At 63.5% G+C, this 24,562-nt stretch carries 25 protein-coding genes; 20 read left to right on the forward strand and 5 right to left on the reverse strand.

Features of this window, described 5'->3' with window-relative positions:
- Positions 1-11: 11 nt before the first annotated feature.
- Both maiA and ACFPU0_RS25090 read left to right on the forward strand, forming a co-directional pair.
- Positions 12-653, forward strand: a complete 642-nt coding sequence (gene maiA, locus ACFPU0_RS25085; protein ID WP_377696003.1) for a maleylacetoacetate isomerase — start codon at positions 12-14, stop codon at positions 651-653.
- 54 nt (positions 654-707) lie between these two features.
- Entirely contained in the window at positions 708-1,913 is a 1,206-nt protein-coding gene (locus tag ACFPU0_RS25090; protein WP_377696004.1) for a 3-hydroxybenzoate 6-monooxygenase, read from the forward strand.
- A 63-nt stretch (positions 1,914-1,976) separates the two neighbouring features.
- On the opposite strand, the gene nahR is transcribed toward ACFPU0_RS25090, so the two are convergent.
- Positions 1,977-2,879: an HTH-type transcriptional activator NahR gene (nahR, locus tag ACFPU0_RS25095; RefSeq protein ID WP_377696005.1), complete on the reverse strand. Its 903-nt coding sequence runs from the start codon at positions 2,877-2,879 to the stop codon at positions 1,977-1,979.
- Between the two features lie 130 nt (positions 2,880-3,009).
- Between nahR and salA the strand changes: the two genes are divergently transcribed.
- From salA to ACFPU0_RS25160, 13 genes are all read left to right on the forward strand, one after another.
- Complete coding sequence (gene salA, locus ACFPU0_RS25100; protein WP_377696006.1) at positions 3,010-4,299, forward strand: salicylate 1-monooxygenase; 1,290 nt, start codon at positions 3,010-3,012, stop codon at positions 4,297-4,299.
- Between the two features lie 75 nt (positions 4,300-4,374).
- Positions 4,375-5,730, forward strand: coding sequence for an MFS transporter (locus tag ACFPU0_RS25105; RefSeq protein ID WP_377696007.1), 1,356 nt, complete (start codon positions 4,375-4,377; stop codon positions 5,728-5,730).
- Between the two features lie 98 nt (positions 5,731-5,828).
- Positions 5,829-7,109, forward strand: a complete 1,281-nt coding sequence (locus tag ACFPU0_RS25110) for an OprD family porin (RefSeq protein WP_377696008.1) — start codon at positions 5,829-5,831, stop codon at positions 7,107-7,109.
- A gap of 132 nt (positions 7,110-7,241) precedes the next feature.
- Positions 7,242-7,499, forward strand: a complete 258-nt coding sequence (locus ACFPU0_RS25115; RefSeq protein WP_377696009.1) for a hypothetical protein — start codon at positions 7,242-7,244, stop codon at positions 7,497-7,499.
- A gap of 380 nt (positions 7,500-7,879) precedes the next feature.
- Positions 7,880-8,398, forward strand: coding sequence for an Hcp family type VI secretion system effector (locus ACFPU0_RS25120; RefSeq protein WP_377696010.1), 519 nt, complete (start codon positions 7,880-7,882; stop codon positions 8,396-8,398).
- A 92-nt stretch (positions 8,399-8,490) separates the two neighbouring features.
- Entirely contained in the window at positions 8,491-10,584 is a 2,094-nt protein-coding gene (locus tag ACFPU0_RS25125) for a type VI secretion system Vgr family protein (protein WP_377696011.1), read from the forward strand.
- Positions 10,585-10,605: 21 nt separating this feature from the next.
- Positions 10,606-10,845: a hypothetical protein gene (locus ACFPU0_RS25130; protein ID WP_377696012.1), complete on the forward strand. Its 240-nt coding sequence runs from the start codon at positions 10,606-10,608 to the stop codon at positions 10,843-10,845.
- Between the two features lie 322 nt (positions 10,846-11,167).
- Positions 11,168-11,845, forward strand: a complete 678-nt coding sequence (locus ACFPU0_RS25135; protein WP_377696013.1) for a hypothetical protein — start codon at positions 11,168-11,170, stop codon at positions 11,843-11,845.
- A complete protein-coding gene (locus ACFPU0_RS25140; RefSeq protein WP_377696014.1) occupies positions 11,842-12,618 on the forward strand; it encodes a hypothetical protein in 777 nt (258 codons plus the stop codon). The genes ACFPU0_RS25135 and ACFPU0_RS25140 overlap by 4 nt, the downstream gene beginning before the upstream one ends.
- A complete protein-coding gene (locus ACFPU0_RS25145; protein WP_377696015.1) occupies positions 12,615-12,809 on the forward strand; it encodes a hypothetical protein in 195 nt (64 codons plus the stop codon). The genes ACFPU0_RS25140 and ACFPU0_RS25145 overlap by 4 nt, the downstream gene beginning before the upstream one ends.
- On the forward strand, positions 12,784-13,317 hold the full coding sequence (locus ACFPU0_RS25150) for a hypothetical protein (protein WP_377696016.1): 534 nt from the start codon (positions 12,784-12,786) through the stop codon (positions 13,315-13,317). Before ACFPU0_RS25145 ends, ACFPU0_RS25150 begins: the two co-directional genes overlap by 26 nt.
- A 644-nt stretch (positions 13,318-13,961) precedes the next feature.
- The gene (locus tag ACFPU0_RS25155; protein ID WP_377696017.1) at positions 13,962-14,219 is read left to right on the forward strand and encodes a PAAR domain-containing protein; all 258 of its coding nucleotides are present in this window, start codon (positions 13,962-13,964) and stop codon (positions 14,217-14,219) included.
- Between the two features lie 280 nt (positions 14,220-14,499).
- Positions 14,500-16,176, forward strand: a complete 1,677-nt coding sequence (locus ACFPU0_RS25160; protein ID WP_377696018.1) for an MFS transporter — start codon at positions 14,500-14,502, stop codon at positions 16,174-16,176.
- A gap of 377 nt (positions 16,177-16,553) precedes the next feature.
- On the opposite strand, the gene ACFPU0_RS25165 is transcribed toward ACFPU0_RS25160, so the two are convergent.
- The 3 genes from ACFPU0_RS25165 to ACFPU0_RS25175 all read right to left on the reverse strand — a co-directional run bounded on the left by ACFPU0_RS25165 (position 16,554) and on the right by ACFPU0_RS25175 (position 18,974).
- Positions 16,554-16,964 (reverse strand): cupin domain-containing protein, encoded by a 411-nt coding sequence (locus ACFPU0_RS25165; protein ID WP_377696019.1) that lies wholly within the window; start codon positions 16,962-16,964, stop codon positions 16,554-16,556.
- A 27-nt stretch (positions 16,965-16,991) separates the two neighbouring features.
- Entirely contained in the window at positions 16,992-17,747 is a 756-nt protein-coding gene (locus tag ACFPU0_RS25170; protein WP_377696020.1) for an SDR family oxidoreductase, read from the reverse strand.
- 324 nt (positions 17,748-18,071) lie between these two features.
- Positions 18,072-18,974 (reverse strand): LysR family transcriptional regulator, encoded by a 903-nt coding sequence (locus tag ACFPU0_RS25175; protein ID WP_377696021.1) that lies wholly within the window; start codon positions 18,972-18,974, stop codon positions 18,072-18,074.
- A gap of 96 nt (positions 18,975-19,070) precedes the next feature.
- Between ACFPU0_RS25175 and ACFPU0_RS25180 the strand changes: the two genes are divergently transcribed.
- A complete protein-coding gene (locus tag ACFPU0_RS25180) occupies positions 19,071-19,850 on the forward strand; it encodes an SDR family NAD(P)-dependent oxidoreductase (protein WP_377696022.1) in 780 nt (259 codons plus the stop codon).
- Between the two features lie 13 nt (positions 19,851-19,863).
- The gene (locus ACFPU0_RS25185) at positions 19,864-20,622 is read left to right on the forward strand and encodes an SDR family NAD(P)-dependent oxidoreductase (RefSeq protein WP_377696023.1); all 759 of its coding nucleotides are present in this window, start codon (positions 19,864-19,866) and stop codon (positions 20,620-20,622) included.
- 20 nt (positions 20,623-20,642) lie between these two features.
- Here ACFPU0_RS25185 and ACFPU0_RS25190 read toward each other — a convergent pair whose 3' ends face one another.
- Positions 20,643-21,647: an AraC family transcriptional regulator gene (locus tag ACFPU0_RS25190; RefSeq protein WP_377696024.1), complete on the reverse strand. Its 1,005-nt coding sequence runs from the start codon at positions 21,645-21,647 to the stop codon at positions 20,643-20,645.
- A gap of 217 nt (positions 21,648-21,864) precedes the next feature.
- Between ACFPU0_RS25190 and ACFPU0_RS25195 the strand changes: the two genes are divergently transcribed.
- The 3 genes from ACFPU0_RS25195 to ACFPU0_RS25205 form a co-directional block, all read left to right on the forward strand.
- Positions 21,865-22,554 (forward strand): TetR/AcrR family transcriptional regulator, encoded by a 690-nt coding sequence (locus ACFPU0_RS25195; RefSeq protein ID WP_377696025.1) that lies wholly within the window; start codon positions 21,865-21,867, stop codon positions 22,552-22,554.
- On the forward strand, positions 22,526-24,298 hold the full coding sequence (locus tag ACFPU0_RS25200) for an acyl-CoA dehydrogenase C-terminal domain-containing protein (RefSeq protein WP_377696026.1): 1,773 nt from the start codon (positions 22,526-22,528) through the stop codon (positions 24,296-24,298). Before ACFPU0_RS25195 ends, ACFPU0_RS25200 begins: the two co-directional genes overlap by 29 nt.
- A 160-nt stretch (positions 24,299-24,458) precedes the next feature.
- Positions 24,459-24,562: hypothetical protein (locus tag ACFPU0_RS25205; RefSeq protein WP_377695938.1), on the forward strand; the 104-nt coding region annotated here is incomplete at its 3' end.

The raw sequence follows: 24,562 nt of genomic DNA on the forward strand, positions 1-24,562 counted from the left end.
GAACCACCGCCATGCAGCTCTACAGCTTCTTCAACAGCTCCACGTCCTACCGCGTGCGCATCGCCCTGGCTCTCAAGGGGGTCGCCGCGGGTTACCACGGGGTCAACCTGCGCGTCGGCGAGCAGCGCAGCGCCCAGCACCGGGAACTGAGCCCGGTGGGTGGAGTGCCGGTCATGGTGGACGACACCGGCGTCACCCTGACCCAATCCCTGGCCATCGTCGACTACCTCGACGCGCGCTATCCCGAGGTGCCGCTGATACCCCGCGAACAGCCGCTACGTGCCCGCGTGCTGGAAGTGGCCAACCTGATCGCCTGCGACATCCACCCGATCAACAACCTGCGGGTGCTCGGCTACCTGCAGCAGAGCCTCGGGGTCAGCGCCGAACAGAAGAGTGCCTGGTACGCCCACTGGGTGGCCGAGGGCCTGGCGGCGGTGGAGGAGCTGCTGCGCCGCCATGGCGTGGGCCCTTACTGCTTCGGCTTGGCGCCGACCCTCGCCGACTGCTGCCTGGTGCCCCAGGTGGCTAACGCCGAGCGCATGGGCTGCGACCTCAGCGGTTACCCGCGGGTGCTCGCGGTTTACCGGCATTGCCAGGGGCAGGCGGCCTTCCAGCAGGCCGCGCCGGGGCAGCAGCCCGACTTCATCCAATAACGAGCGGGCCCGTCAGACGCGGGCCAAGACATGAAATCCGTGGAGTACCGAACCATGACTGCGCAACGACAACAACAGAAGATCATCATCGTCGGCGGTGGCATCGGCGGCCTCGCCGCCGCCCAGGCCCTGACCCAGCAAGGTATCGAGGTGCTGCTGCTGGAACAGGCCTGCCAGATCGGCGAGATCGGCGCGGGCATCCAGCTCGGCCCGAATGCCTATGCGGCGCTGGACGCCCTCGGCGTTGGCGAGGCCGCGCGCAAGCGTTCGGTCTTCACCGATCACCTGATCATGATGGATGCCATCGACGCCCATGAAGTGGCGCGAATCGAGGTTGGCGAGCGTTTCCGCCAACGTTTCGGCAACCCCTACGGCGTGATCCACCGGGCGGATATCCACCAGTCGATCCTGGAAGCCGTGGAGCGCAATCCGCTGATCCGCTTCCAGACGTCCACCCGCATCGAGTCGATGGAGATGGACGACCAGGGCGCGACCCTGGTGGACAGCAATGGCAATCGCTACCAGGCGGATGCGGTGATCGGCTGCGACGGGGTGAAATCGGTGATCCGCGAGCGACTGGTGGGCGATGCGGCGCGTGTCACCGGCCACGTGGTCTACCGCGCGGTAGTGGATGTGGAGAACATGCCCGAGGACCTTCGCGTCAACGCCCCCATGCTCTGGGCCGGTCCGCGCTGCCACCTGGTGCATTACCCGCTGCGCGGCGGCCAGCAGTACAACCTGGTGGTGACCTTCCACAGCCGCAACGAGGAGCAGTGGGGCGTCACCGACGGCAGCAAGGAGGAAGTGCTGTCCTACTTCGAGGGCATCCACGAACGCCCGCGCCAGATGCTCGACCGGCCCACGTCCTGGCGCCGCTGGGCCACTGCCGACCGCGACCCGGTGGAGCGCTGGGGCGAAGGTCGTGCCACCATTCTCGGCGATGCCGCCCACCCCATGACCCAGTACCTGGCCCAGGGCGCCTGCATGGCGCTGGAAGACGCAGTGGTGTTGGGCCAGGCGGTGAAGGCCTGCGACCAGGACCTGACCGCCGCCTTCCGCCTCTACGAGACCATCCGTATCCCACGGACCGCCCGTGTGCTCTGGTCGGCCCGGGAGATGGGGCGCCTCTACCATGCCAAGGGCGTCGAGCGCCTGGTGCGCAACCAGCTCTGGACCGGCCGCAGCCAGGAGCAGTTCTACGATGCCATCCAGTGGCTGTACGGCTGGAATATCGACAACTGCATGGGCGGCGGGCGGTGAGTCGGGGCAGGTGAGAAGTGCCGCACCGGGACTTGCGACAAGGGCCCCGCAAGCACCTCAGCCTCAATCCGAAAACAGTTCGAACATCAACTGCCTGAGCCAGCGGTTGGCGGAATCCCGGTGGTACTTCGCATGCCAGAACAGGTTGATGTCGATCTCCGGGAGCTGGACCGGGTGGGGCAGGGCGACCAGGCCGAAGGGCTCGACGCAGGAGTCGGCGAAGCGCTCGGGCACGGTGGCGAGCAGGTCGGTGCGCTGGAGGATATGGCCGACCGCGACGAAGTGGGGCACTTCAAGGCGGATGTCCCGCTCGATGCCGATGCGCGCCATGTGGGCGTCCACCTCGCCATGGCCGGTGGTGGCGGCGATCACCCGCACGTGGCCATAGGCGCAGAAGCGTTCCAGGGTCAGCGGCTCGCGGGTGGCCGGGTGGTCCTTGCGGCACATGCAGACGTAGCGGTGGTGGAACAGGCGGCGGGTGAAGAAGCCCGCCTGCAGGTTGGGCAGCAGCCCCACGGCAAGGTCTACCGTGCCGTTCTGCAGGGCCTCGATCAGGGTCACCGAGGTGTTGCGCACGGTGCTGATGCGGCATTTCGGCGCCAGGCGGGCGAGGGCGTCCATCAGACGCGGGGTGAAGTAGATCTCGCCGATGTCGGTCATGGCGATGGTGAAGGTGCGCTCGCTGGTCAGGGGATCGAAGGCGTCCTGCCGGCTCAGCGCCTCGCGCAGGGTGTGGATCGCCAACGACACCGGCTCGGCCAGTTGCTCGGCGTAGGGCGTGGGTTCCATGCCCTGGTAAGTGCGCACGAAGAGGTCGTCCTGCAGGGCGGTGCGCAGCCGCTTGAGGGCGTTGCTGACGGCGGGCTGGGTCAGTCCCAGGTTTTCGGCGGCGGTGGAGACCCGCCGGTCGATGAGCAACTGGTTGAAGACCACCAGCAGGTTCAGGTCCAGGTCGCGCAGGTCCATGGGGCGTCTCGAGAGTCGGGAGGAATATTCATAGTTGAAATAGTCTGTATGCGAGTCGCTGCATTTATCAATATTCCTGGGTTCTCCATGATGGTTCCACTCCAACAACAACACCATCACGGGTACGAACATGAACAAGCAGCCTGCCTTGCGCGTCGGCATCATCGGCGGCGGGATCTCCGGCGTCGCCCTGGCACTGGACCTGTGCCGTCACGCCCATCTCGACGTCCAGCTCTTCGAATCCGCAGCGGCCTTCGGTGAAGTGGGCGCGGGCGTTTCCTTCGGCGCCAACGCGGTACGGGCCATCGCCGGTCTCGGGCTGGCCGAATCTTATGGCCAGGTCGCCGACCGGACTCCGGAGCCCTGGCAGGATGTCTGGTTCGAGTGGCGCCGCAGCAGCGATGCCGGTTACCTGGGCGCCAGCGTCGCTCCAGGCGTGGGGCAATCATCGGTGCACCGCGCAGACTTCCTGGATGTGCTGGCCAGCCGCCTGCCCGAAGGTGTGGCCCGCTTCAACAAGCGCGCCGTCAGCGTGGAGCAGCAGGGCGGTGAAGCCCGCGTGCGGTTCACCGACGGCAGCGAATACCGGGGCGACCTGCTGATCGCCGCCGACGGCATCAAGTCCGCCATCCGCGGCCATGTGCTGGAAGGCATCGGCGCCGCGCCGGTGGCGCCGCGCTTCACCGGCACCTGTGCCTATCGCGGGATGATCGACAGCCTGCGCCTGCGCGAGGCCTATCGCGCCGCCGGTATCGACGAACACCTGGTGGACGTGCCGCAGATGTATCTCGGCCTTGACGGCCACATTCTCACCTTCCCGGTGAAGCAGGGCCGCATCATCAACGTGGTGGCCTTCGTGTCCGACCGCAGCACCCCCGATCCCACCTGGCCCCAGGACGCGCCCTGGGTGCGCGAGGCCAGTCAGCGCGAGATGCTCGAGGCCTTCGCCGGCTGGGGCGATGCCGCCCGTGTCCTGCTGGAATGCATCCCGGCGCCGACCCACTGGGCGCTGCACGACCTGGCCGAACTGCCCGGCTACGTGCACGGCCGTGTGGCGCTGATCGGCGATGCGGCCCACGCCATGCTGCCGCACCAGGGCGCCGGGGCAGGGCAGGGACTGGAAGACGCCTACTTCCTGGCGCGCCTGCTGGGCGATGCGCAAGTGAGCCAGGACAACCTCGACGGGCTGCTGGCGGCCTACGACGCGCTGCGTCGCCCGCGCGCCTGCCGGGTGCAACGCACCTCCTGGGAGGCGGGCGAACTGTACGAGCTGCGCGACCCCGCCGTGGGCGATGACCAGCAGGCCCTGGGCGCGACCCTGGCCAGCCGCTTCGACTGGCTGTGGAACCACGACCTGGACGCCGACCTGCAAGACGCCCGCGCGCGCCTGGGCTGGACGGCGCTGAGCCACTGCGCCTGATCCCCAACTGCTATCCACCGGGACCGGCCTCGATGCCGGTTCCGGCTCTATAACAATGACAAGAAGAGCCATGCCATGCGTACCATCGACCCTTCCGCCCTGCTCGACGGGGCCCGCTTCAATGCCTTCCACGGGCGCGTGCTGTTCTGGTGCGCGCTGATCATCATCTTCGACGGCTATGACCTGGTCATCTACGGCGTGGTGCTGCCCGCGCTGATGCAGGCCTGGAACCTGACCGCGCTGCAGGCCGGCCTGCTCGGCAGTTGCGCGCTGGTGGGGATGATGCTGGGCGCGCTGTTCTTCGGTCCGCTGTCGGACCGGATCGGACGGCGCAAGACCATCATGACCTGCGTGATCCTGTTCAGCGGCTTCACCCTGATCAATGGTTTCGCGCGCACCCCGGAGGAATTCGCCATCTGCCGCTTCATCGCCGGGCTCGGCATCGGCGGGGTGATGCCCAATGTGGTGGCGCTGATGAACGAATACGCGCCGAAGAGAATCCGCAGCACCCTGGTGGCGATCATGTTCAGCGGCTACTCGGTGGGCGGCATGCTCTCCGCCGGGCTGGGCATGTTGTTGATGCCCAGCTGGGGCTGGCCGGCGGTGTTCTTCGTGGCGGCGGTGCCGCTGCTGGTCCTGCCGCTGCTGGTTCGCCAGTTGCCGGAGTCGCTCCACTTCCTGGTGCGCCAGGGTGAAATGGAGCGCGCCCGGGCCCTGTTGGCAAAGGCCTTGCCCGAGTACAGGCCCGGTGGCGGTGACGAACTGGTCCTGGCCACGGGGCAGGCGAGCAAGGTGGCCATCTCCCAGCTCTTCCATGACGGACGCTCGCTGAACACCCTGATGCTGTGGGTCGCGTTCTTCTGCTGCCTGCTGATGGTCTACGCCCTGAGTTCCTGGCTGCCGAAGCTGATGAATGCCGCCGGCTACGGGCTCAATTCCAGCCTCGCGTTCCTGCTGGTACTGAACTTCGGCGCTATCTTCGGGGCCATTGGCGGCGGCTGGCTAGGGGACCGCATCGGCCTCGGCCGGGTCCTGCTCGCCTTCTTCATCCTGGGCGCGCTGTCCCTCAGCCTGCTGGCGCTGAAGTCCCCGCTGCCGGTGTTGTACCTGCTGATCGGCGTGGCCGGGGCCTGCACCATCGGCACGCAGATACTCGCCGATGCCTGCACCGTGCAGTTCTACCCGGCGCACATCCGCTCCACGGGCCTTGGCTGGGCCATGGGCGTCGGCCGCATCGGCGCCATCATCGGTCCGCTGCTGGGCGGCGCGTTGCACGCCGCGCAGTTGCCGCTCCAGGCGAGCTTCCTCGCCTTCGCCCTGCCGGGGCTGGTCGGCGCCGGCGCCATCCTGGTGTTCCTCTGGCACCGCCCTGGCCGGCAGGCCCAGGGCGGCGCCGTGGCCGCTCAGCCGCTGGAATCCACCTCCGGCTGAGCGAGCCGGTAGCACGGAGTCCGCCCCTGGGCCGAGCGCGGACTCCCCTGCGCAGCCGCAGGGGCTTTCTGCAGACGACAAGAACAAGAGAACCCGCTATGACCTGCAATCCGACTAAAACCTGTTCGGCGCTGGCCGCTGCCGTCGCCATCGCACTGCCGTTCGGCGTCCAGGCCGAGGAGGGCGGTTTTCTCGCCGACTCCACGGCAACCCTCACCGCGCGCAACTACTACTTCAGCCGCGACTTTTCCGACATCGTCGGCCCCAGCCGGCAGTCGAAGGCGGAGGAGTGGGCCCAGGGCTTCATCCTCAACCTGAGGTCCGGCTACACGCCGGGACCGGTGGGCTTCGGTGTCGATGCCATCGGCCTGCTCGGGCTGAAGCTGGACAGCAGTCCTGACCGCGCGGGCACCGGCCTGCTGCCCGGTGCCTTCGGCGCGACCGCGCCGGATGACTACAGCCGCCTGGGCCTGACCGCCAAGGTGCGGGTAGCGAAGACCGAGCTGCGCCTTGGCGAACTGCAGCCCAACGTGCCGGTGCTGATGCTGACCGACAACCGCCTGCTGCCCAACACCTACCAGGGCGTCGCCATCAGCTCGGCGGAAATCGCCGGGCTGACCCTGCAGGCAGGCCAGCTGCGCTCCACCAGCATCCGCAGCGAAGCGGGGGACGAAGGGATCGGCGCCATCGTCGGCTTCGCGCCACGACGCGACGCCCAGGCTCGCCTGATCACCTCCGACCGGTACAACTTCGCCGGCGGTGACTACGGATTCAACCAGAACCGCACCACCCTGAGCGCCTGGTACGGTCAGTTGGAAGACCTCTATGACCAGCGCTACCTGGGGCTCAAGCACAGCGAGCCGCTGGGCGCGTGGACGCTGGGGGCGAACCTCGGCTATTTCGACTCCTCCGAGGACGGCAGGCAGCTCATCGGCGAGATCGACAACCGCGCCTTCTACTCACTGCTCTCGGCCAGGCGCGGCGGCCACAACTTCTACCTGGGCTACCAGGCGATGTTCGGCGACCAGGGCTTCCCGCGCGTATTCGTCACCGTCTCGCCACTGGGCAACGAAGTGCCCACCTACGAATTCGCCTCGCCCCGGGAGCGCTCCTGGCAGCTGCGCTACGACTACGACTTCGCTGCCCTCGGCATGCCCGGGCTGATCGCCGGGGTGCGCTATATCCGCGGCGACAATGTCGATGCGGGAACTTTCGAGGGCAAGGACTGGGAGCGCGATCTCGATCTTGCCTACACGGTGCAGAGCGGTCCGCTGAAGAACGTCTCGATACGGCTGCGCAATGCCACCGCGCGCTCGAACTATCGCACCGATATCGATGAGAACCGCCTGATCCTGAGCTATACGCTGGCGGTGTTCTGATATTCCCTGAGACAGGCCGGCCTGGGAAGTATGCGCTCGCCCAGGAGTACCATTGCTCGGCCCCGCTGCGAAACGGAGGAAAATCAGCTGTACTGAATAGCCCCGGTACCCTGGCTGAAGGGAGGGTATGTCATGTCCAGTCATCGGTTTGCTGCTGTCGTAGCGGTAGCTGCGATCCTCCTGGTGGATTCGGCGGGAATGGCCTGGGCTACGGAACGGGCCGAGCGACGGCGTGAAGCGCGGGACGTGCGCCAGGAAACCCGTCAGGATTCACGCCAGATCAAGCAGGAATGCCGCGCTGCCGACCAGCAATGGAACCACGAATGCCGGCAGGATAAGCGCCAGACCAAACAGCAAGGGCGGGAGAGAGCCCGGGATATCAAGTACTGAGTAGCGGGTAGGACCCAGCGAGCTCCGTAGCCTGCCCGCACGGAACACCTACCCTCCGCGACTCATCGCAAACCAGCCGACCGGGCCAAAGTTGGCCCGGTCGGGCCATTTTTGGCCCGATTTTTATTCTTTGTTTTTCAATGACTTACAGAAAATCGGGTCAGAAGTGGCCCGAAAAACCTTGGAAAAAACACTTGGCGCGCTTTCGCGCGCTTTTTGCCCGCCGGATGCGGCCGAAAAATCGCTCCAACTCGTTGATCAACAAGACAAAAAAGAAAGCACACGGAGAGTTGGCGCGGCGTTTGCTCTATGACTCGGGTCATCCCCGATGACCTCGCGGCCCCTCCGGCCTTTTCGTCAACGAGACAAGGAAGCAACCCATGCCGACTCCCGCCTATATCAGCATCCAGGGCAAGACCCAGGGCCACATCACCCAGGGCGCCTTCACCGCCGATTCCGTGGGCAACGTCTACCAGGAAGGTCACGAGGACCAGATCCTGGTCCAGGAAATCGAGCACCTGATCGCCACCCCCACCGACCCGCAGAGCGGCCAGCCGTCCGGCCAGCGCGTGCACAAGCCGTTCACCTTCACCGCACCGCTGAACAAGGCCACCCCGCTGCTGTACCAGGCCCTGGCCGCCGGCGAGATGCTCCCGGAGGTGGAAGTGAAGTGGTACCGCACCTCCACCGAGGGCAAGCAGGAGCACTTCTTCACCACCCGGCTGGAAGACGCCACCATCGTCAACATCCACACCGTGCTGCCGCACGCCCAGGACCCGAGCAAGGCCGAGTACACCCAGCTGGTCAAGGTCGCCATGGCCTACCGCAAGATCACCTGGACCCATGCCATCGCCGGCACCGAAGCCTCGGACGACTGGCGCAAGCCGCAGGAAGCCTGAGCCCCAGGCCGCCCGCGCGACCGGCGCTCGCGCCGGTCGCTCCACCTCACCATCGGACTGCTGGCCCGGCAACGGGCTGGCAAGGAATCCTTATGCCGACTCAATCCGCTCTGCGCTTCACCTTCGACCTGGTCGGCGGCGCGGCGCGCGACGTCTTCGAAGTCGTCTCGTTCGAACTCCACGAAGCACTCTCCGAGACCTTCCACCTCGCCGTCGAACTGGCCTGCGCCAACCCCGCGGTGGACTTCGCCGAGGTGCTCGACCGCCCCGCTCGGCTGACCCTCTGGCACGGCGACACCCCCGTGCGCCACGTGCACGGCGCCGTCTCCGCCTTCGTCCAGGGCGACACCGGCTTCCGCCGCACCCGCTACTCGGCGGTGGTCGAGCCACGCCTGGCGCGCCTGAAGCTCAGCTCCGACTGGCGCCTCTTCCAGCGCCTCAGCGTCCCGCAGATCGCCGAGGCGGTGCTCAAGGCCCACGGCCTGACCCTGGACTACGAGCAGCGCGTCACCCGCGAGCACCTGGTCCGCGAGTACTGCGTGCAGGCCGGCGACACCGACTACCACTTCATCGAGCGCATCCTGCGCGAGGAAGGCTTCTTCTACGCCTTCCGCCACAGCGCCGACGGCCACCAGCTGGTGCACAGCGACCGCCTGTTCATCCACGGCCGCCTGGGCGGCGAGCCGGTGCAGTACCAGCCCACCCCCGGTGGCGACCAGCCGGTGCCGGCGCTGCACCGCTTCGCCTACGCCGAGAACGTGCGCACCGCGCGGCAGACCCAGCGCGACTACACCTTCAAGCACCCCCGCTACACCCACCAGCTCAGCCACGACGGCGCCGACCTGGACCACCAGGGCCGCCGCTACGAGCGCTACGACTACCCCGCCCGCGCCAAGTTCGACGAGGCCGGCAAGCCCTTCGCCGAACACCGCCTGCGCGGCCACCGCCGCGATGCGCGCCTCGCCCGGGTCGAGGGCGACGACCCGCGCCTGCAGCCGGGCATTTCCTTCCAGCTCGCCGGCCACCCGCGCGCGGACCTGAACCGCGGCTGGCGCCCGGTCCGCATCGTCCACCGCGGCGTGCAGCACACCAGCCAGGCCGAAGAGAGCGCCGACGCCCAGCAGGGCACCCACTACCGCTACGCGGCCGAACTGGTCCCGGATGACGCCGAGTGGCGCGCCGAACCGCTGGCCAGGCCATGCATCGACGGCCCGCAGCACGCCGTGGTGGTCGGCCCGCCGGGCGAGGAGATCTACACCGACGAATACGGCCGGGTGAAGGTGCAGTTCCCCTGGGACCGCCAGGGCCGGCACGACGAGCACAGCTCCTGCTGGATCCGCGTGGCGCAGCACCTCGCCGGCGCCACCTGGGGCCATATCGCCCTGCCGCGCATCGGCCAGGAGGTCATCGTCGATTTCTTCGACGGCGACCCGGACCAGCCGGTGATCACCGGGCGCACCTACAACCGCCTGCAGCTGCCGCCCTACGAGCTGCCGCGGCACAAGACGCGGATGACCCTCAAGAGCCAGACCCACAAGGGCGAGGGCTACAACGAGCTGCGCTTCGAGGACGAGAAGGACCAGGAGGAAATCTACCTCCACGCGCAGAAGGACCAGAACATCCACGTCAACCATGACGAAACCACCTTCGTCGGCCACGACCGCCGCGAGCGGGTGGAGCACGACGAGACCGTCGCCATCGGCCACGACCGCAGCGAAACGGTGGGCCACGACGAACAGGTCGGCATCGGCCAGGACCGGCGCCACGCCATCGGCCAGGACGACGCCCTGACCATCGGCCGCAACCACCACATCCGCACCGGCAAGGACCGCAGCGAAGAGGTGGGCAACCACCGCCGCGACACGACCGCGGCCAACCACTGGGTGAGCATCGGCGGCCACCAGGAACAGACCGTGAAAGGCCACGCCGAGCTGCAGGCCGGCCAGGCCATCCGCCACCGCTCTCGCGTCATCGACCTGCAGGCCGGAGAAATGGTCCGCCTGCGCGGTCCCGGCGGGACCATCACCCTGCACGACGGCGGCATCACGCTCGACGCGGTAGCCATCCATGTGAAGGGGCCGATGACTCAGCAAGGTGGCGGCAAGGGCAATCAGCTGTCGATCGATGGCACACCCGAGGACGGCCGGCCCGTTGACGAGAGCTGGATGTGGCAGTTCACCCGTTGAATTCCTAGGAGCAAGACAAAGATGACGGATACACCGAAACCCACTTCACGGATTGGCTACCCATTCAAAGCCAAGGACGGCAAACCCTTTGCAGACGCCCAGATCGCTTATGAGGGATTGGCTCTCGCAGACGGCGGGCACTTCCCGCTGGGTAACAATGGCCACTTTCATGGTGGGATCCATTTCGACCGTGCCACAGCCAACGTCTTCAAGCAAAAAGGGGACAGCAAAAAGGGGACAGATTTATTTTCTGTACTCTAATCTTGTTGTTCGTTGCTCTGCGACATGCCGATCCTGATCAGTGCATTCAACCACCACCCTGAAACGGTCCTTGCTTAGTGCCTGTCCGCTTTGGATTACCTTGAAACAGATTGATCCTCTCGACAGATCGAATCGGCTAGGACATTTGAGTAGGGAAAATAAATCTGTCCCCTTTTCCGAATCGGCTAGGACATTTGAGTAGGGAAAATAAATCTGTCCCCTTTTCCAATCTGTCCCCTTTTCCAAAATATCGCTAGAAAGCTATCCCTATTGGGATACTCTTGTGCAGTCTAGATCTATCACGGAAGACGAGAAAACAATAGTGATTGCGATGTCTCCAAATGAAGGAAATCTGGATTCGATTCAATCGTACGACAGTGAAATCCTCACCGCCGGGGCTATGCAAAAAACAATCAACCCTCAAGGGCAAGGTGAATTTTATGAGCAAATTCTTAGATTCAGAAATAGACACCCTGCACGTTACAGTGAACTATTTGAAGAATGCGGGTGGAGTGTCGATGGTGGCGAAATATCCTACAAAGGGCTAACCAAGAGCGCACTAAAGAAGGAAATCAGAAAAGACTTCACATCTACAAGCGCACCAGGAAAGAAGGAAAGTGCAATACTGGCACCAGTCCTCAATACAATACGTTGCAGTGAGTATATAGAGCTGCAAGTAATGGATTTTATAAAACGATTGCGATTGGCGACATCCATAACCCCTAGCGGGCATGCATATCAAATCAAGCAGTACGTACGCTCAAACCTTGGTCTTGCGTTGGTGTTGGATCACCACATAAATAGACCAGGATTTGTTGCGCGAGATTTTGGAGCGGCATTACAACGCTTCTTTAACGCAAATCCTAACACGCCCACGAACCCACAAAACTGGGGTGTCAACCATCAATCCTATGAAGATAGAATTCTTGAAGACTACGGAGCAACGAGACAAATGACTGATGCCACAGGACGCTACCAAGCTCTAAGGTCGAGACTATGAAAAGAACTTCCACTTCGCTACTTGCCATGCTGTTAATTATGGTAGGCCTAGACTCGCACAGCGGGGAACTCCCGATCTCCAATCCACAAGGGAAGGCAAATGCAAATAACATGGAGCTGACGCGATTTTTCAGCAACGAATGCGGAGCAATCGAGTTAGCCAGTGAGAACAATCATGCCAAGATAAAAAACCTATCATCTCAAAGCGCAAGATTCTTAACAAAAGGAGGTGTTACGGATTTCATCAGCCTAAACGGCCTGGGAGCATCATTTATTGAAGACAGCCTTCCCAATCACTTTGCCCCTTCGTGTGATCTGGCGTGGATAGGGGCCTTAGATAAGGGCGAGGTATTTGATGACAGGGGCAACGTTGTGGCTAATCATGAGCGCTATTATTGCGTATTCGTGTCATTACCGAGAGCGTGTGTGGTGGCAATACATACAGACATGATGTGCGCTGGAAACTTTGACTCTGATAATAGATGGGTAAGGGATGACGGCTCTCCTCCAGTGAACTTTCACTCCCACAACTTTCCAACAGCACGGCGGTATGCCGACAATGCTAATGAGCGAGGGGACCCGACTCTCGATCTCGGCAACGTACTTCGTTGTGACCCTGTCTCACGCAAAAATGCGAAAGACTATCTGAAGATAGTTAACGACGCGTCGATAGATATGAGTGCAGAGCTAAGAAAGCAGATAACGAATGAAGTAAACGCACTTGACACAGGAAAAGATTCTCATGTGCAAGGGTCTGGAATGCGTAGAAGATGAAACAGCACATGCTCACCTACTCAACCAATAACAAAATTGTACAGATTTATTTTCCACTGGAAGGGCTCAGGCAGAAAAATTTTGAGAAAATTGCTGAAGGTCATAATGGTTCTGGATGGCGCTTGATGAACCCGGATTACGCAACAAATATAGAGTCTTTCTACAATGAATATAAACAAAACAACCCATAGCATTCTGTTCAATTTTCTCTTGTCAGGGACCATGCTCTGCTTGGTCGCGACTGCCTACGCGCAAGCACCTGGAACGCACTGTAAGGGAGGAGAGAAAAATATAATATCCTTCAAGATCGTTAAATCGAAAAAGATCGCATCCGTATGCGAGGGAAGTAACGCTGAATATTTGGTCTATCGATTCGGAAGCACTGAAAAAGTGGAGCTTGAGTATCCTAAAAATCTAAACAAGGAGGCTTGGTCAAAATTTCAATATAGTGGATATATACGAGGGGGTGGCTTAGCAAATGACGCCATGGGAGATTACAGGTTGAGCTTTTCGAACAACGGAACGGAATACATCATTTTTCAGAACTGGAGACTGTCCAGCAATGAATATGGTCTCGGAATTTTTGTGGGCATGGGAAAATCTTCGGTGGTCCTGCAAGCGGATAAAGACACACAATCAGGTTCTCTCGAATTATTAAACGGAAACCCCCAAATAAAGAATGCATGGAATTATGAGTAGCAAATAATAAAACCACACTCAAGACATTAGAGATCTACAAAGGGGGCGGATCTGTCTCTATAGTCTAATTTTTGTAGGTCCACACTATTTCCTGGATTTTCCTCCAAAAAATTAGAGCAGGCAAAATGAATCTTCCCTCTTTTTGAGCAATTGGCAGAGAATCTTGAAGCTGCAGTAGATACGGCGCTCTGGTTCTGGACAAGCTTCAAAAGCGAAAACATCTAGGATCCTTTCCTCCACAGACCTAAAATCTGTAGTTTCTGAGTTCTATGACTCCAGCGTGTCTGCTGTTAATGCAGTTCTACCAATACAAAGTGTCGAAGGAGTGCCATCTCCAGAGAGCGGCGAAAAGATCACCTGCACAAAAGAGGCGCCAATAGTTCGATAAAATAGGACAAATGCCAATGGAAAAACCTCACGATACACACAGTAGGTGTAAGCGAGGATCTGAGTAAACAGCTGAGGGGGTGACTGCAAAACACAAGACTTCATAGTCGAAACTGGAACGTAGGCATATGAGACCAAGCTGAATAGATGCGTGTCTCAGAGAGACATACAGCACGCTACGTATTTTGACTCGCTGTTCAACCAGCGAAATAAACAACCACTATCCGATTGGCCTTGCATTCAACTGGAGATACCCAATGCGCCCCATCGTACTTGTAGGACACCGACATTCCTGCCCCCTCCATGGCGAAGGTACCGTGGTCAGTGGTGCATCGCAGGCCAACATCGACGGCCGCCCCGTGGCGCGCATTGGCGACAAGATCAGTTGCGGCGCCGTGATTCAGACGGGCTCGCCCAGCACCATCATCGAAGGCCAGCCGGCGGCGCGCGAAGGCGACAAGACCAGCCACGGTGGCACCCTGATCGAAGGCGACAGCGGTTGGCTGGTGGAATGACCTGGATGCTGTTGCCTGCGCTACAGCCGCAAGTATTTGCTGCCTGAATTGAACCGGTGCTCCAGTATCGCCGGGCGCACTTGGTTCAACGGCTCGGGCAGGCCGGCGGCAATCCGCTGTAGGTGGGCGAAGGAAAATATTCTTCTGGCACCTTGTAGAGAGACGAGGTGTCTACCCTTTCGATGCCTAGCGCAATCACCAATCCGATGACATCAACCCTTGGGCCAGGGTGCGGCAACGGTAGTGGGCACTCCGGCCAACAACAAGACGGAGATGACTCATGGCGGCAATCGACGATACATCCACTGGCAGCGCTCCCAACCGCGGAATAACCAGGGAAGAGCGCAAGGTCATCTTCGCCTCGTCCCTGGGTACCGTGTTCGAGTGGTACGACTTCTATCTGTACGGCTCCCTCGCCGCGATCATCGCGAAGCACTTCTTCGCCGGCGTCAACGAGACCACCGCCTTCATTTTCGCCTTGCTCGCCTTCGCTGCGGGCTTCGCCGTACGCCCCTTCGGCGCCATCGTGTTCGGCCGTCTGGGCGACATGATCGGGCGCAAGTACACCTTTCTCATCACCATCGTGATCATGGGTATCTCCACCGCCGTGGTGGGCCTGCTGCCCAGCTACGCGATCATCGGCGTGGCGGCACCGATCATCCTGATCAGCCTGCGCCTGCTGCAGGGCCTGGCCCTGGGCGGCGAGTACGGCGGCGCGGCGACCTACGTGGCGGAGCATGCGCCGCAAGGCAAGCGCGGCTTCTTCACCTCCTGGATCCAGACCACCGCGACACTCGGCCTGTTCCTTTCGCTGCTGGTGATTCTCGCCTGCCGCACCGTCCTCGGCACCGAAGCGTTCGAGGCCTGGGGCTGGCGGATTCCCTTCCTGCTGTCGATCCTGCTGCTGATCGTTTCGGTATATATCCGCCTGCAGCTCAGCGAGTCGCCGGTGTTCAGGAAGATGAAGGCCGAAGGCAAGGCCTCCAAGGCTCCGCTGACCGAGTCCTTCGCCCGCTGGGACAACCTCAAGGTGGTGATCATGTCCCTGCTCGGCGGCACCGCCGGCCAGGCCGTGGTCTGGTACACGGGGCAGTTCTATGCACTGTTCTTCCTGCTGCAGACGCTCAAGATCGACCCGCAGACCGCCAACCTGCTGATTGCTGGCTCGCTGCTGATCGGCACGCCGTTCTTCATCCTGTTCGGCAGCCTGTCCGATCGCATCGGCCGCAAGAAGATCGTCATGGCCGGCTGCATCCTCGCGGCGCTGACCTACTTCCCGATCTTTCACGCGTTGACCCAGTACGGTAACCCCGAGGTGTTCGCCGCGCAGGAGCGGAACCCGGTCACTGTGGTCGCCGATCCCAGCCAGTGCTCGTTCCAGTTCGACCCGGTGGGCAAGGCCAGATTCACCAGCTCCTGCGACATCGCCAAGAGCCTGCTGGCGAAGAATGCCATTCCCTACGACAACGAGAAGGCCGAGCCAGGTGCCGTCGCGCAGATCCGCATCGGCGACAAGCTGATCCAGAGCTTTGAAGGCACCGGTATGCCGGCCACGGACTTCAAGGCCGAGAACGAAGCCTTCACCGCCACCCTCGGCGCCGCCCTCAAGGAAGCCGGCTACCCCGAAAAGGCCGACCCGGCCAAGACCAATTACCCGATGGTGCTGTTGCTCCTGACCATCCTGGTGGTCTACGTGACCATGGTCTACGGCCCGATCGCCGCCTGGCTGGTGGAACTCTTTCCGACGCGCATCCGCTACACCTCGATGTCATTGCCCTACCACATCGGCAATGGATGGTTCGGCGGCTTCCTGCCCACGGTGGCGTTCGCCATGGTGGCGGCCACGGGCGATATCTACTACGGATTGTGGTACCCCATCGTCATCGCGGTGATGACGGCCATTCTCGGCACCTTCTTCCTGCCGGAAACCAAGGACCGGGCGATCCACCATGCCTGAGATCGGTGCCCTCTCCCGTCAGGGAGAGGGCAATCCTCACGGAAGGGTTCAGTGAACGACAACCAGCAGGAGGCGACGGCGGCATGACGAAGCGGAACACCCGCCCGGGGAACGAAGCGGGGGAGGGCAGCGCTTCTCGACTGATAGACGCGCGCATAGAGGAGCTGGGGGATTGGCGGAGCCTACCTGCGCATCCGGGGCACAACTTCTGCACTTGCCCCACCGTAGGGTGCGCCATGTGTTCCGATCACGGGTTCCCCCCTGCACCTCGCCCAACCATTGGTGCGCACGGCGCCCGCTACCTGGTCAACTCAGCCTCAGGAAGTGGTTTCCCAAGTTCGAATGAACACGCGGCCGAACCGGCCGCGCGGGCTGGCTCACTCGACCAGGATCAGAGGGGGCTTGCCGATGTCCTTGAGCAGGAAGACCAGGAACTTGGCGGGTTTTTCCTGGCTGGCGTTGCGGCCGACCGTGTGCAGGTCCGCCGGTCCTTCATGGAAGCTTTGCCCGGGCGTCAGCGTAACCTCCTTGTTACCTTTCACCCCCATGACGATCGTGCCTTCGAGCACGTAGATAAAGCCGTGCGCGTCGTGACGATGGACCGGGTCGGCACCGCCAGGCGGGTACTCGACGGTGATCATCAGCACTTCCTTGCCGGGGTACTCGGGTAGCGCCTTGACCATCACGGTTTCGACGACGGGTGGTGGAGCGGTGCTGGCCTTGTCCTGCGCCATGGCCAGGCAGGTGCCGAGCAGCACCAGCAGGGCGGGCAGATGTTGGATTCGCATGGAGCTCTCCTGATTTCGGATTGCCGGTCAGCGCCGGGCCGCCGCGCTCTTGAGCCAGGCGTCGAAGTGGATCGCACCGAGGATCGGATTGGCGCCGGGTGTCAGCGACCGATCGTCGATCGCCGCACCGAAGTAAGTGGCGCGCTCGTCGGCGACCACTTCCCGCTGGTCTCCGTTGTGCTGGAGGTAGGTCCTGACGAAGGAGGCGATGGGCTGCCGGTCGGGGCCGGCAACTTCCGTCGTCTGGTTGCTGGGGGCTTGCTCGGCGACCTTCGCCAATGCCGCTGCGACGTCGGCCGAGGCGATGGGCTGCAGGTCGGCGGCGGGCAGGCGAACGCTGCTGCCCTCGGTGCCGGACTGCGCAATGGCACCGATGAACTCGAAGAACTGGGTGGCCCGCAGGATAGAGTAGGGAACGCCCGACTCCTTGATCAGTTTTTCCTGGGCCATCTTGGCGCGGAAGTAGCCGCTCTCCAGCAATCGCTCGGTACCGACCACCGAGAGGGCGACGTGATGCCTGACGCCGGCTGCTTTCTCCGCGGCGGCAAGGTTGCGCCCGGATTTCTCGAAGAATTCCAGCACGGCGGCGTCTTCGAAGGAGGGTGAGTTGGCGACATCGACCACTACCTCGGCACCTGTAAGCGCCTCGCGCAGGCCCTCGCCGGTGACGGCGTTGACGCCGGTGTTGGGTGAGGCGGCGAGGACTTCATGTCCCCGCTCGCGCAGGTTGCTGCAGAGCTGGGTTCCGATCAGGCCGGTTCCGCCAATGACTACGATCTTCATCTGTGTGCCTCCCTATGGATGGGCGCCGCGGGTACATCGGGCGGCGTGGAACGAGCGCCTGGCTGGTGAGGCCGGGCGCTCCCCGTGGAAAGGGGGTGGCAGACGCTACGTCGGGCAGGTCAGCCCTGCGTTGCCGCTTGGCCGATGGTTTGCGCTGGCGGACGCGCCAGGGTGTGCAATGGGGCCAAGGACATGGAACGTGGAGTGTCGGTTATGGTCCGCCAAGTCGGCGCTCCGGTCCACTGGGTTCGTGTTGCCGAATCTGAGCGGGCCTCTGGTGGATGTCGCGAGGACCTTCCGTGCCATGGCGCAGGGTTGCGCGGCTCAGGCGCGCCCCGGCCCGGCATTGAACTGCTTGCGCATCAGCTCCAGGTAACGCTTGGCGCCGAGCCCCAGGGGGCGGTTCTTGACCCAGACGATGTCCACCCACAGGCGCATCTGGCTGGCCATGTTGTCGAAGGCGACGGCCCTGAGCGTACCCGCCGCGATCAGCGGCTGCACCAGCGGCTGGGGCAGATAAGCCCAGCCCAGGCCGGCCTGCACCAGGTCGAGGGTCGCCAGGTAGCTGTCGGTCAGCCAGACCCGGTGGGACAGGATGATCTGCGGGTCGGACGCCGTGGGCTCGCCGCTGGCGACCATGATCTGCCGGGTATCGGCCATCTGTGCCTCGCCCAGCGGCGCGCCATCGGCGGCGGCCGGATACCCCGGCGCGGCGACGGCCACCAACAACTGACTGCCGGCCTCCAGAAACGCCTCGCGCTCGTCGATGCCCGGCCGTTCGAAGACCAGCGCCAGTTGCGCGCTGCCTTCGTGCAGCATGCGCACGGCTTGCGCTTGCGACGCGGAACGCACTTCGATTTCCAGCGTCGGGAATTCGCCGGCGAGAACCGCCAGGGGCCTGCTCCAGGCGCCGGTCTGCAGCTCCGGCGCCATGGCCAGCACCAGGCGGCGCTCCAGACCTTGATGCAATTGCAGCGCATGGGCGTCCAGCAGGTTCAGCTGGCTCGCCACCTGCCGGGCCTGGGGCTCCAGCGCCCTGGCGGCAGGTGTCGGCAGTGCCTTGCGGGTGGCACGATCGAACAGCGGCATGTCCAGTTCGGCCTCCAGTTGCGCGATGGCCATGCTGACCGCGGAAGGCACGCGCCCGAGTTTGCGTGCTGCGGCGGAGAAGGAACCACCGTCGAGCACGGCGAGAAACACCTTCAGGGATTCGCTGGTAAAAGCCATGGTGCTTTCAGTTTTCCTGATGACAGTCGTCTTTTTCTATCAGGCCTGTGCACGTAATTTCCACTTCAGAAAGTAAATCCTTGAAGGAGCCGGAGCATGAAAAACACAGGTTGGCACGGGCAGGTGGCGCTGATCAGCGGCGCCGGCAGTGAACTGGGCATCGGCATGGCGATCGCCCGCAGGCTGGGGGCGGCGGGCGCGAAGCTCATCGTCACCGCCAGCAGCGGGCGTATCGCCGAACGAGTGGCGGAACTGCGCGCCGAAGGATTCGAAGCCGAGGGCAGGGCGGCGGACCTGACCGATGAGCGGCAGGTCCTCGAGCTCGCCAGCTGGGCCGAATCGCGCTGGAGACGCGTCGATATCCTGGTGAACAACGCCGGCATGGCCATGCAGGGCAGTCCCGAGCCCTTCGCGGAGGTGGCCGGCATGGACCTCGACACCTGGAACCTGTCGATCGCCCGCAACCTGACCACCGCCTTCCTGCTCACCCGTGCGCTGCTGCCGGGCATGCGGGCACGGGGGTACGGACGCATCGTCAGTATCAGCTCGACCACCGGCACCCGTGGCAGCAATCCGGGCGAAGCCGCCTACAGCGCGGCCAAGGCCGGCATGGTGGGGCTGAACATGGGGCTGGCGCTGGAGGTTGCGCGCCAGGGCATCACGGTGAACAGCGTGGCCCCGGGCTGGATCGCCACCGGCTCCAGCACCGAGGAAGAAAGGCACGCGGCCGGCTATGTGCCCATCGGCCGCGCCGGACGCCCGGAGGAAGTGGCTGCGGCGGTCGCCTTCCTGGCGTCGCCTGAGGCCAGCTACATCACCGGCGAACTGCTGGTGGTGGACGGCGGCAACTGCCTGATCGAAAACAAGGCGCCTTGAGGAGGACATCAGCATGAGCACTCCCGTTGTACTCGTCGCCGGCGCCGCCGGCGGTGTAGGCCGCGCGCTGGTGCAGCGATTCATCCAGGGCGGTTGGCAGGTGTTCGCCACCGACCTGGATGCCCAGGGCCTGGCGCGCCTGCAGGCGGAACACCCGGCTTGCGGGATCTTTGCCGGTGACATCCGCCGGCCCGCGACCTGCAAGGACACCGTCGCCGCGGCACTCGCGGCATTCGGCCGCCTGGATGCCCTGGTGAACGCCGCCGGCGTCTGGCGCGAAGGCCCGGTGGAAAGCTTCAGCGAAGAGGATTTCGACCTGGTCCTGGAGGTGAACCTGAAGGCCACCTTCTTCATGTGCGCTGCCGCCATCCCGCACCTGAAGACGAGCGAAGGCGCCATCGTCAACATCTCCAGCGACGCCGGCCGCCAGGGCAATCGCAACGCCGCGGCCTATTGCGCCAGCAAGGGTGGCGTGACCCTGCTGACCAAGACCCTGGCCCTGGACCTGGCGCCCTTCGGCGTGCGCTGCAACGCGGTATCGCCGGGCGATATCGAAACGCCGATGCTGAAGTTCCAGGCCGAGCGTTACGGCCAGGGCGACCCCGAGGGCTACTACCGCGAGCTGCTGGCGAAGTACCCCCAGGGTGATCGCGCCTGCTTCATCCAGCCGGGGGAGGTTGCCGAGCTGGCGTTCTTCCTCTGCCAGAGCGGCGCGCGTTCGATCACCGGCGCGGATATGGCGATCGACCGGGGCGTGTCGGCAGGCAATTGAGGCGGCGGGATGACGCCCCTTCAGCGCATCCGCTTGCGGAACTGGCCCGGGCTTTCCCCCGTCCACCGCCGGAATACCCGGTGGAACGCGCTGGGTTCCTGGAAGCCGGTGAGAATCGCGATCTCGCTGATGCTGAACCGATCATCCCGTAGCAGTTCAAAGGCGATGGAACGCCGAACCTCGTGCTTTATCTCCTGATAGCTGAAGCCTTCCCGCTCCAGTTGGCGGCGAAAGGTGGTCGCCTGCATTCCCCATTCCCTGGCCAGTTCGACCAGGGTCGGCCATTCCGGATCGCGAATCTTGCGCAAGCGGCGGAATACCTGCGATGCCAGGCTCGTTTCATTGCGAAAACGCACTACCAGCCACTGGGGCGAGGTGCGCAGGAACTGCTTCAGGGCAGCCAGGTCCTGCACCACCGGGAGCTCCAGGTAGGTCGCATCGAAGGCCAGCTCCGTGTGCTCGACATCGAACTCCAGGAGCGGCCCCCAGAGCAGAGGGTCGGCGCCCTGGGAGGGACGTGGAAAGCCGAAGCGCGTCCAATCCAGGGGAATGCGCCGTCCGGCCAGCCAGCAGAGGACGCCCAACACGATGCTGAGGTAGATCTCTTCCGCGCTGCTTCTGATGGCGGGCTTGCAGGCGGACGACTGCAGGCCGATCACGGCCTGCCCGCCACGCAGGCTCAGGTTGCCGCGGATGTCATGCAGGAAGAGCCCCAGGTAGCTCAGGCATTGGCGCAACGCCTTGCCTACCGTCGGTTCCTGGATGAGCCCACGACAGATCAAGGCGAAGCTGCCCCTCGGCAATCCGTGGGAGTCGAAGCCGAAGAACTCATCGTCGAGTTCCCGGGTCATGGCCAGCCAGAAACGGGTGACCGCCGCCGCCGGCAGGCGCGCCTCGGGAATATCGAGCTGCTCAGGGTCGATCCCGGCCTCCGCCAGCATGGCCTTCACCCGCTCAGGGCGTCCTTCCAGACTGTGGAGCGCTGCCCTGACGAGATAGACGGCTACCGAATCCTGTTCTCGCATCCTTCCCCCCCGCCTCGTTCGGCCGCCTGGCATCGATCCTCTGTTCGCCAGAATGATAATTCAGGGCGGGGCGAGGTGAACCGTCAGTGGCAAAAACTACACCTTCGACGGGTACAGTTTGGGCATAGGCCAATTCGCCTCGTCTGCCTAGACTCTTCGGCATAGGGTCGAACGCATCAAGGCGTGGCCAGTTTCACGGGCAATGCGGAAAATTCTGATGGCCTCACTGAATTCACCCAGTCACAGCGCAGCCACCCCTCAGGTTCGAAATGTCTCGACGCTCTCCCGCTTCGAACGCAACCGGGAAAAGGCGCTGGAACTATTCGCCAGCAAAGGCTTCGGCCAGGTGAGCCTGCGCGAGCTCGCGGCACACCTGGAACTCACTGCGGGCGCTCTGTATCACCACTGCAGCAGCAAGGAAGACCTGCTTTTCGAATTCATCGAGGAGCATTACGAAGGGCTGCTCGCCTTGCTTCCCCGTTGTGCCCGGGGCGGCTCCACCCTCGAGGTGGTTCGCAACCTCACCGCCGCGCTGCTGCGGCAGTATCAACGCCGTCCCCTGCATTTCCAACTGGCCATGAGCGAGTCGCGCTGCCTCGGGCCGCTCCATCGGCAGCGCATCGGTGAACTGCGTGAGCAATTCCATCAGCGCCTGCTTCAGCACTTCGGGATCGGCCCCGAAGTGGATCCGGCGCTTCGCCAGGGGGCCGGACAGGCAATTGCCCATCTGCTGGAGCAGATGCCCACCTGGATGAATCACAGCAGCCTGCCCGAGACCGAGCGTCTGGCGCTGCTGGAGAACCTGACCCTCGGTGCGGTCTCGCAACTCCTTAGCCATATCGAGAACCGCCACCCCATTCAATCAAGAGGATTCCGCCGTGCCGCAATACTCCGCAAACCTGCGTGATAGCCGCTTCATCCTGCATGAAGTCTTCGACGCCCCGGCCCTCTGGGCGCGCCTGCCCGCGCTGGCCGAACGGGTCGACGCCGACACCGCCGACGCCATCCTGGAAGAAGCCGCCAAGGTCACCGGGCAACTGCTCGCTCCGCTCAATCGCAGCGGCGACGAGGAGGGGGCGAAGTGGCAGGACGGCGTAGTCACCACCCCGGCGGGCTTCAAGGAGGCCTATGCCACCTACGCCGAAGGCGGCTGGGTTGGCCTGTCCGGCAATCCGGAGTTCGGCGGCATGGGCATGCCGAAAATGCTCGGCGTGCAGTTCGAGGAAATGGTCTACGCCGCTAACTCCAGCTTCGCCCTTTACTCGGCGCTGACCTCCGGTGCCTGCCTGGCCATCGAGGCCCACGCCAGCGTCGAATTGAAGAATGCCTACCTGCCGAACCTGTACGCAGGCGTCTGGGCCGGCTCCATGTGCCTCACCGAACCCCATGCCGGTACCGACCTCGGCATCATCCGCACCAAGGCCGAACCCCAGGCCGACGGCAGCTACAGCATCACCGGCACCAAGATCTTCATCACCGGCGGTGAGCAGGATCTGACCGAGAACATCATCCATCTGGTGCTGGCCAAGCTGCCCGACGCACCCGCTGGCCCCAAGGGTATTTCCCTGTTCCTGGTGCCCAAGCTGATGGTGAACGCCGATGGCTCGCTCGGTGCGGCGAATGCCGTGAGCTGTGGCTCGATCGAGCACAAGATGGGCATCAAGGCCTCGGCCACCTGTGTGATGAACTTCGACGGCGCCACCGGTTACCTGGTGGGCGAGCCGAACAGGGGCCTGGCCGCCATGTTCACCATGATGAACTACGAGCGCCTGTCCATCGGCATCCAGGGTATCGGCTGCGCCGAAGCGTCCTACCAGAACGCCGTGGCCTACGCCCGCGAACGCCTGCAGAGCCGCGCCCCCAGCGGGCCGGTGGCGAAGGACAAGGCCGCGGACCCGATCATCCACCACCCTGACGTGCGCCGCATGCTGCTGACCATGAAAGCCATGACCGAAGGAGGCCGCGCCTTCGCCTGCTACGTCGGGCAGCAGCTGGACCTGGCCAAGTACGCCGATGACGCCGACGAGCGCCAGCACGCCGAAGCCCTGGTGGCCCTGCTGACCCCGGTGGCCAAGGCCTTCTTCACCGACACTGGCCTGGACAGCTGCGTGCTTGGCCAGCAGGTATTCGGCGGCCATGGCTACATCCGCGAATGGGGCCAGGAGCAACTGGTGCGCGACGTACGCATCGCGCAGATATACGAAGGCACCAACGGCATCCAGGCACTGGACCTGCTGGGCCGCAAGGTGGTGGCCAATGGCGGGGCGGCACTGCGGCTGTTCTGCGCCGAGGTGCGCGATTTCGCCCACCGCCACGAAGCCCCCTACGGCAGCGATCTGCTGGTGGCGCTGGAGCGACTGGAGGCGGTGAGCGGCTGGCTGCTGGAGCAGGCCAAGGCCAACCCCAACGAAGTGGGTGCCGCCTCGGTGGACTACCTGAATCTGTTCGGCTACGTCGCCTACGCCTACCTGTGGGCGCGGATGGCCGCCACGGCCGAGGCCCGGCGCAGCGAGGACGAAGCCTTCTACGGCGCCAAACTGGCCACCGCCGACTTCTTCTTCCGCCGCCTGCTGCCACGCACCCTGTCGCTGGAAGCCAGCATTCGCGCCGGCAGCGAGCCGCTCTTCGGCCTGGCCGACGAGCAGTTCTGACCCTTTAGCGTGTAGCGCGGCCCAGCTTGATTCGGGCCGCGCTTTTTTTCGTTTTCCCCCCCTCGTAGGATGGGTCGGGCGGCGCTCCGCGAGCGGAGCGATACCCATCACCCGTCGGCGATCCCCTAGGGATGCCGACGTAACTCCCAGGAGTTCCAACATGCAAGACGTCGTAATCGTCGCCGCCACCCGCACCGCCATCGGCAGCTTCCAGGGCGCCCTGGCGAACATCCCCGCCCACGAACTGGGCGCCGCGGTGATCCG

This window comes from Pseudomonas sp. GCM10022186 (assembly GCF_042656385.1).
Lineage (GTDB): Bacteria > Pseudomonadota > Gammaproteobacteria > Pseudomonadales > Pseudomonadaceae > Metapseudomonas.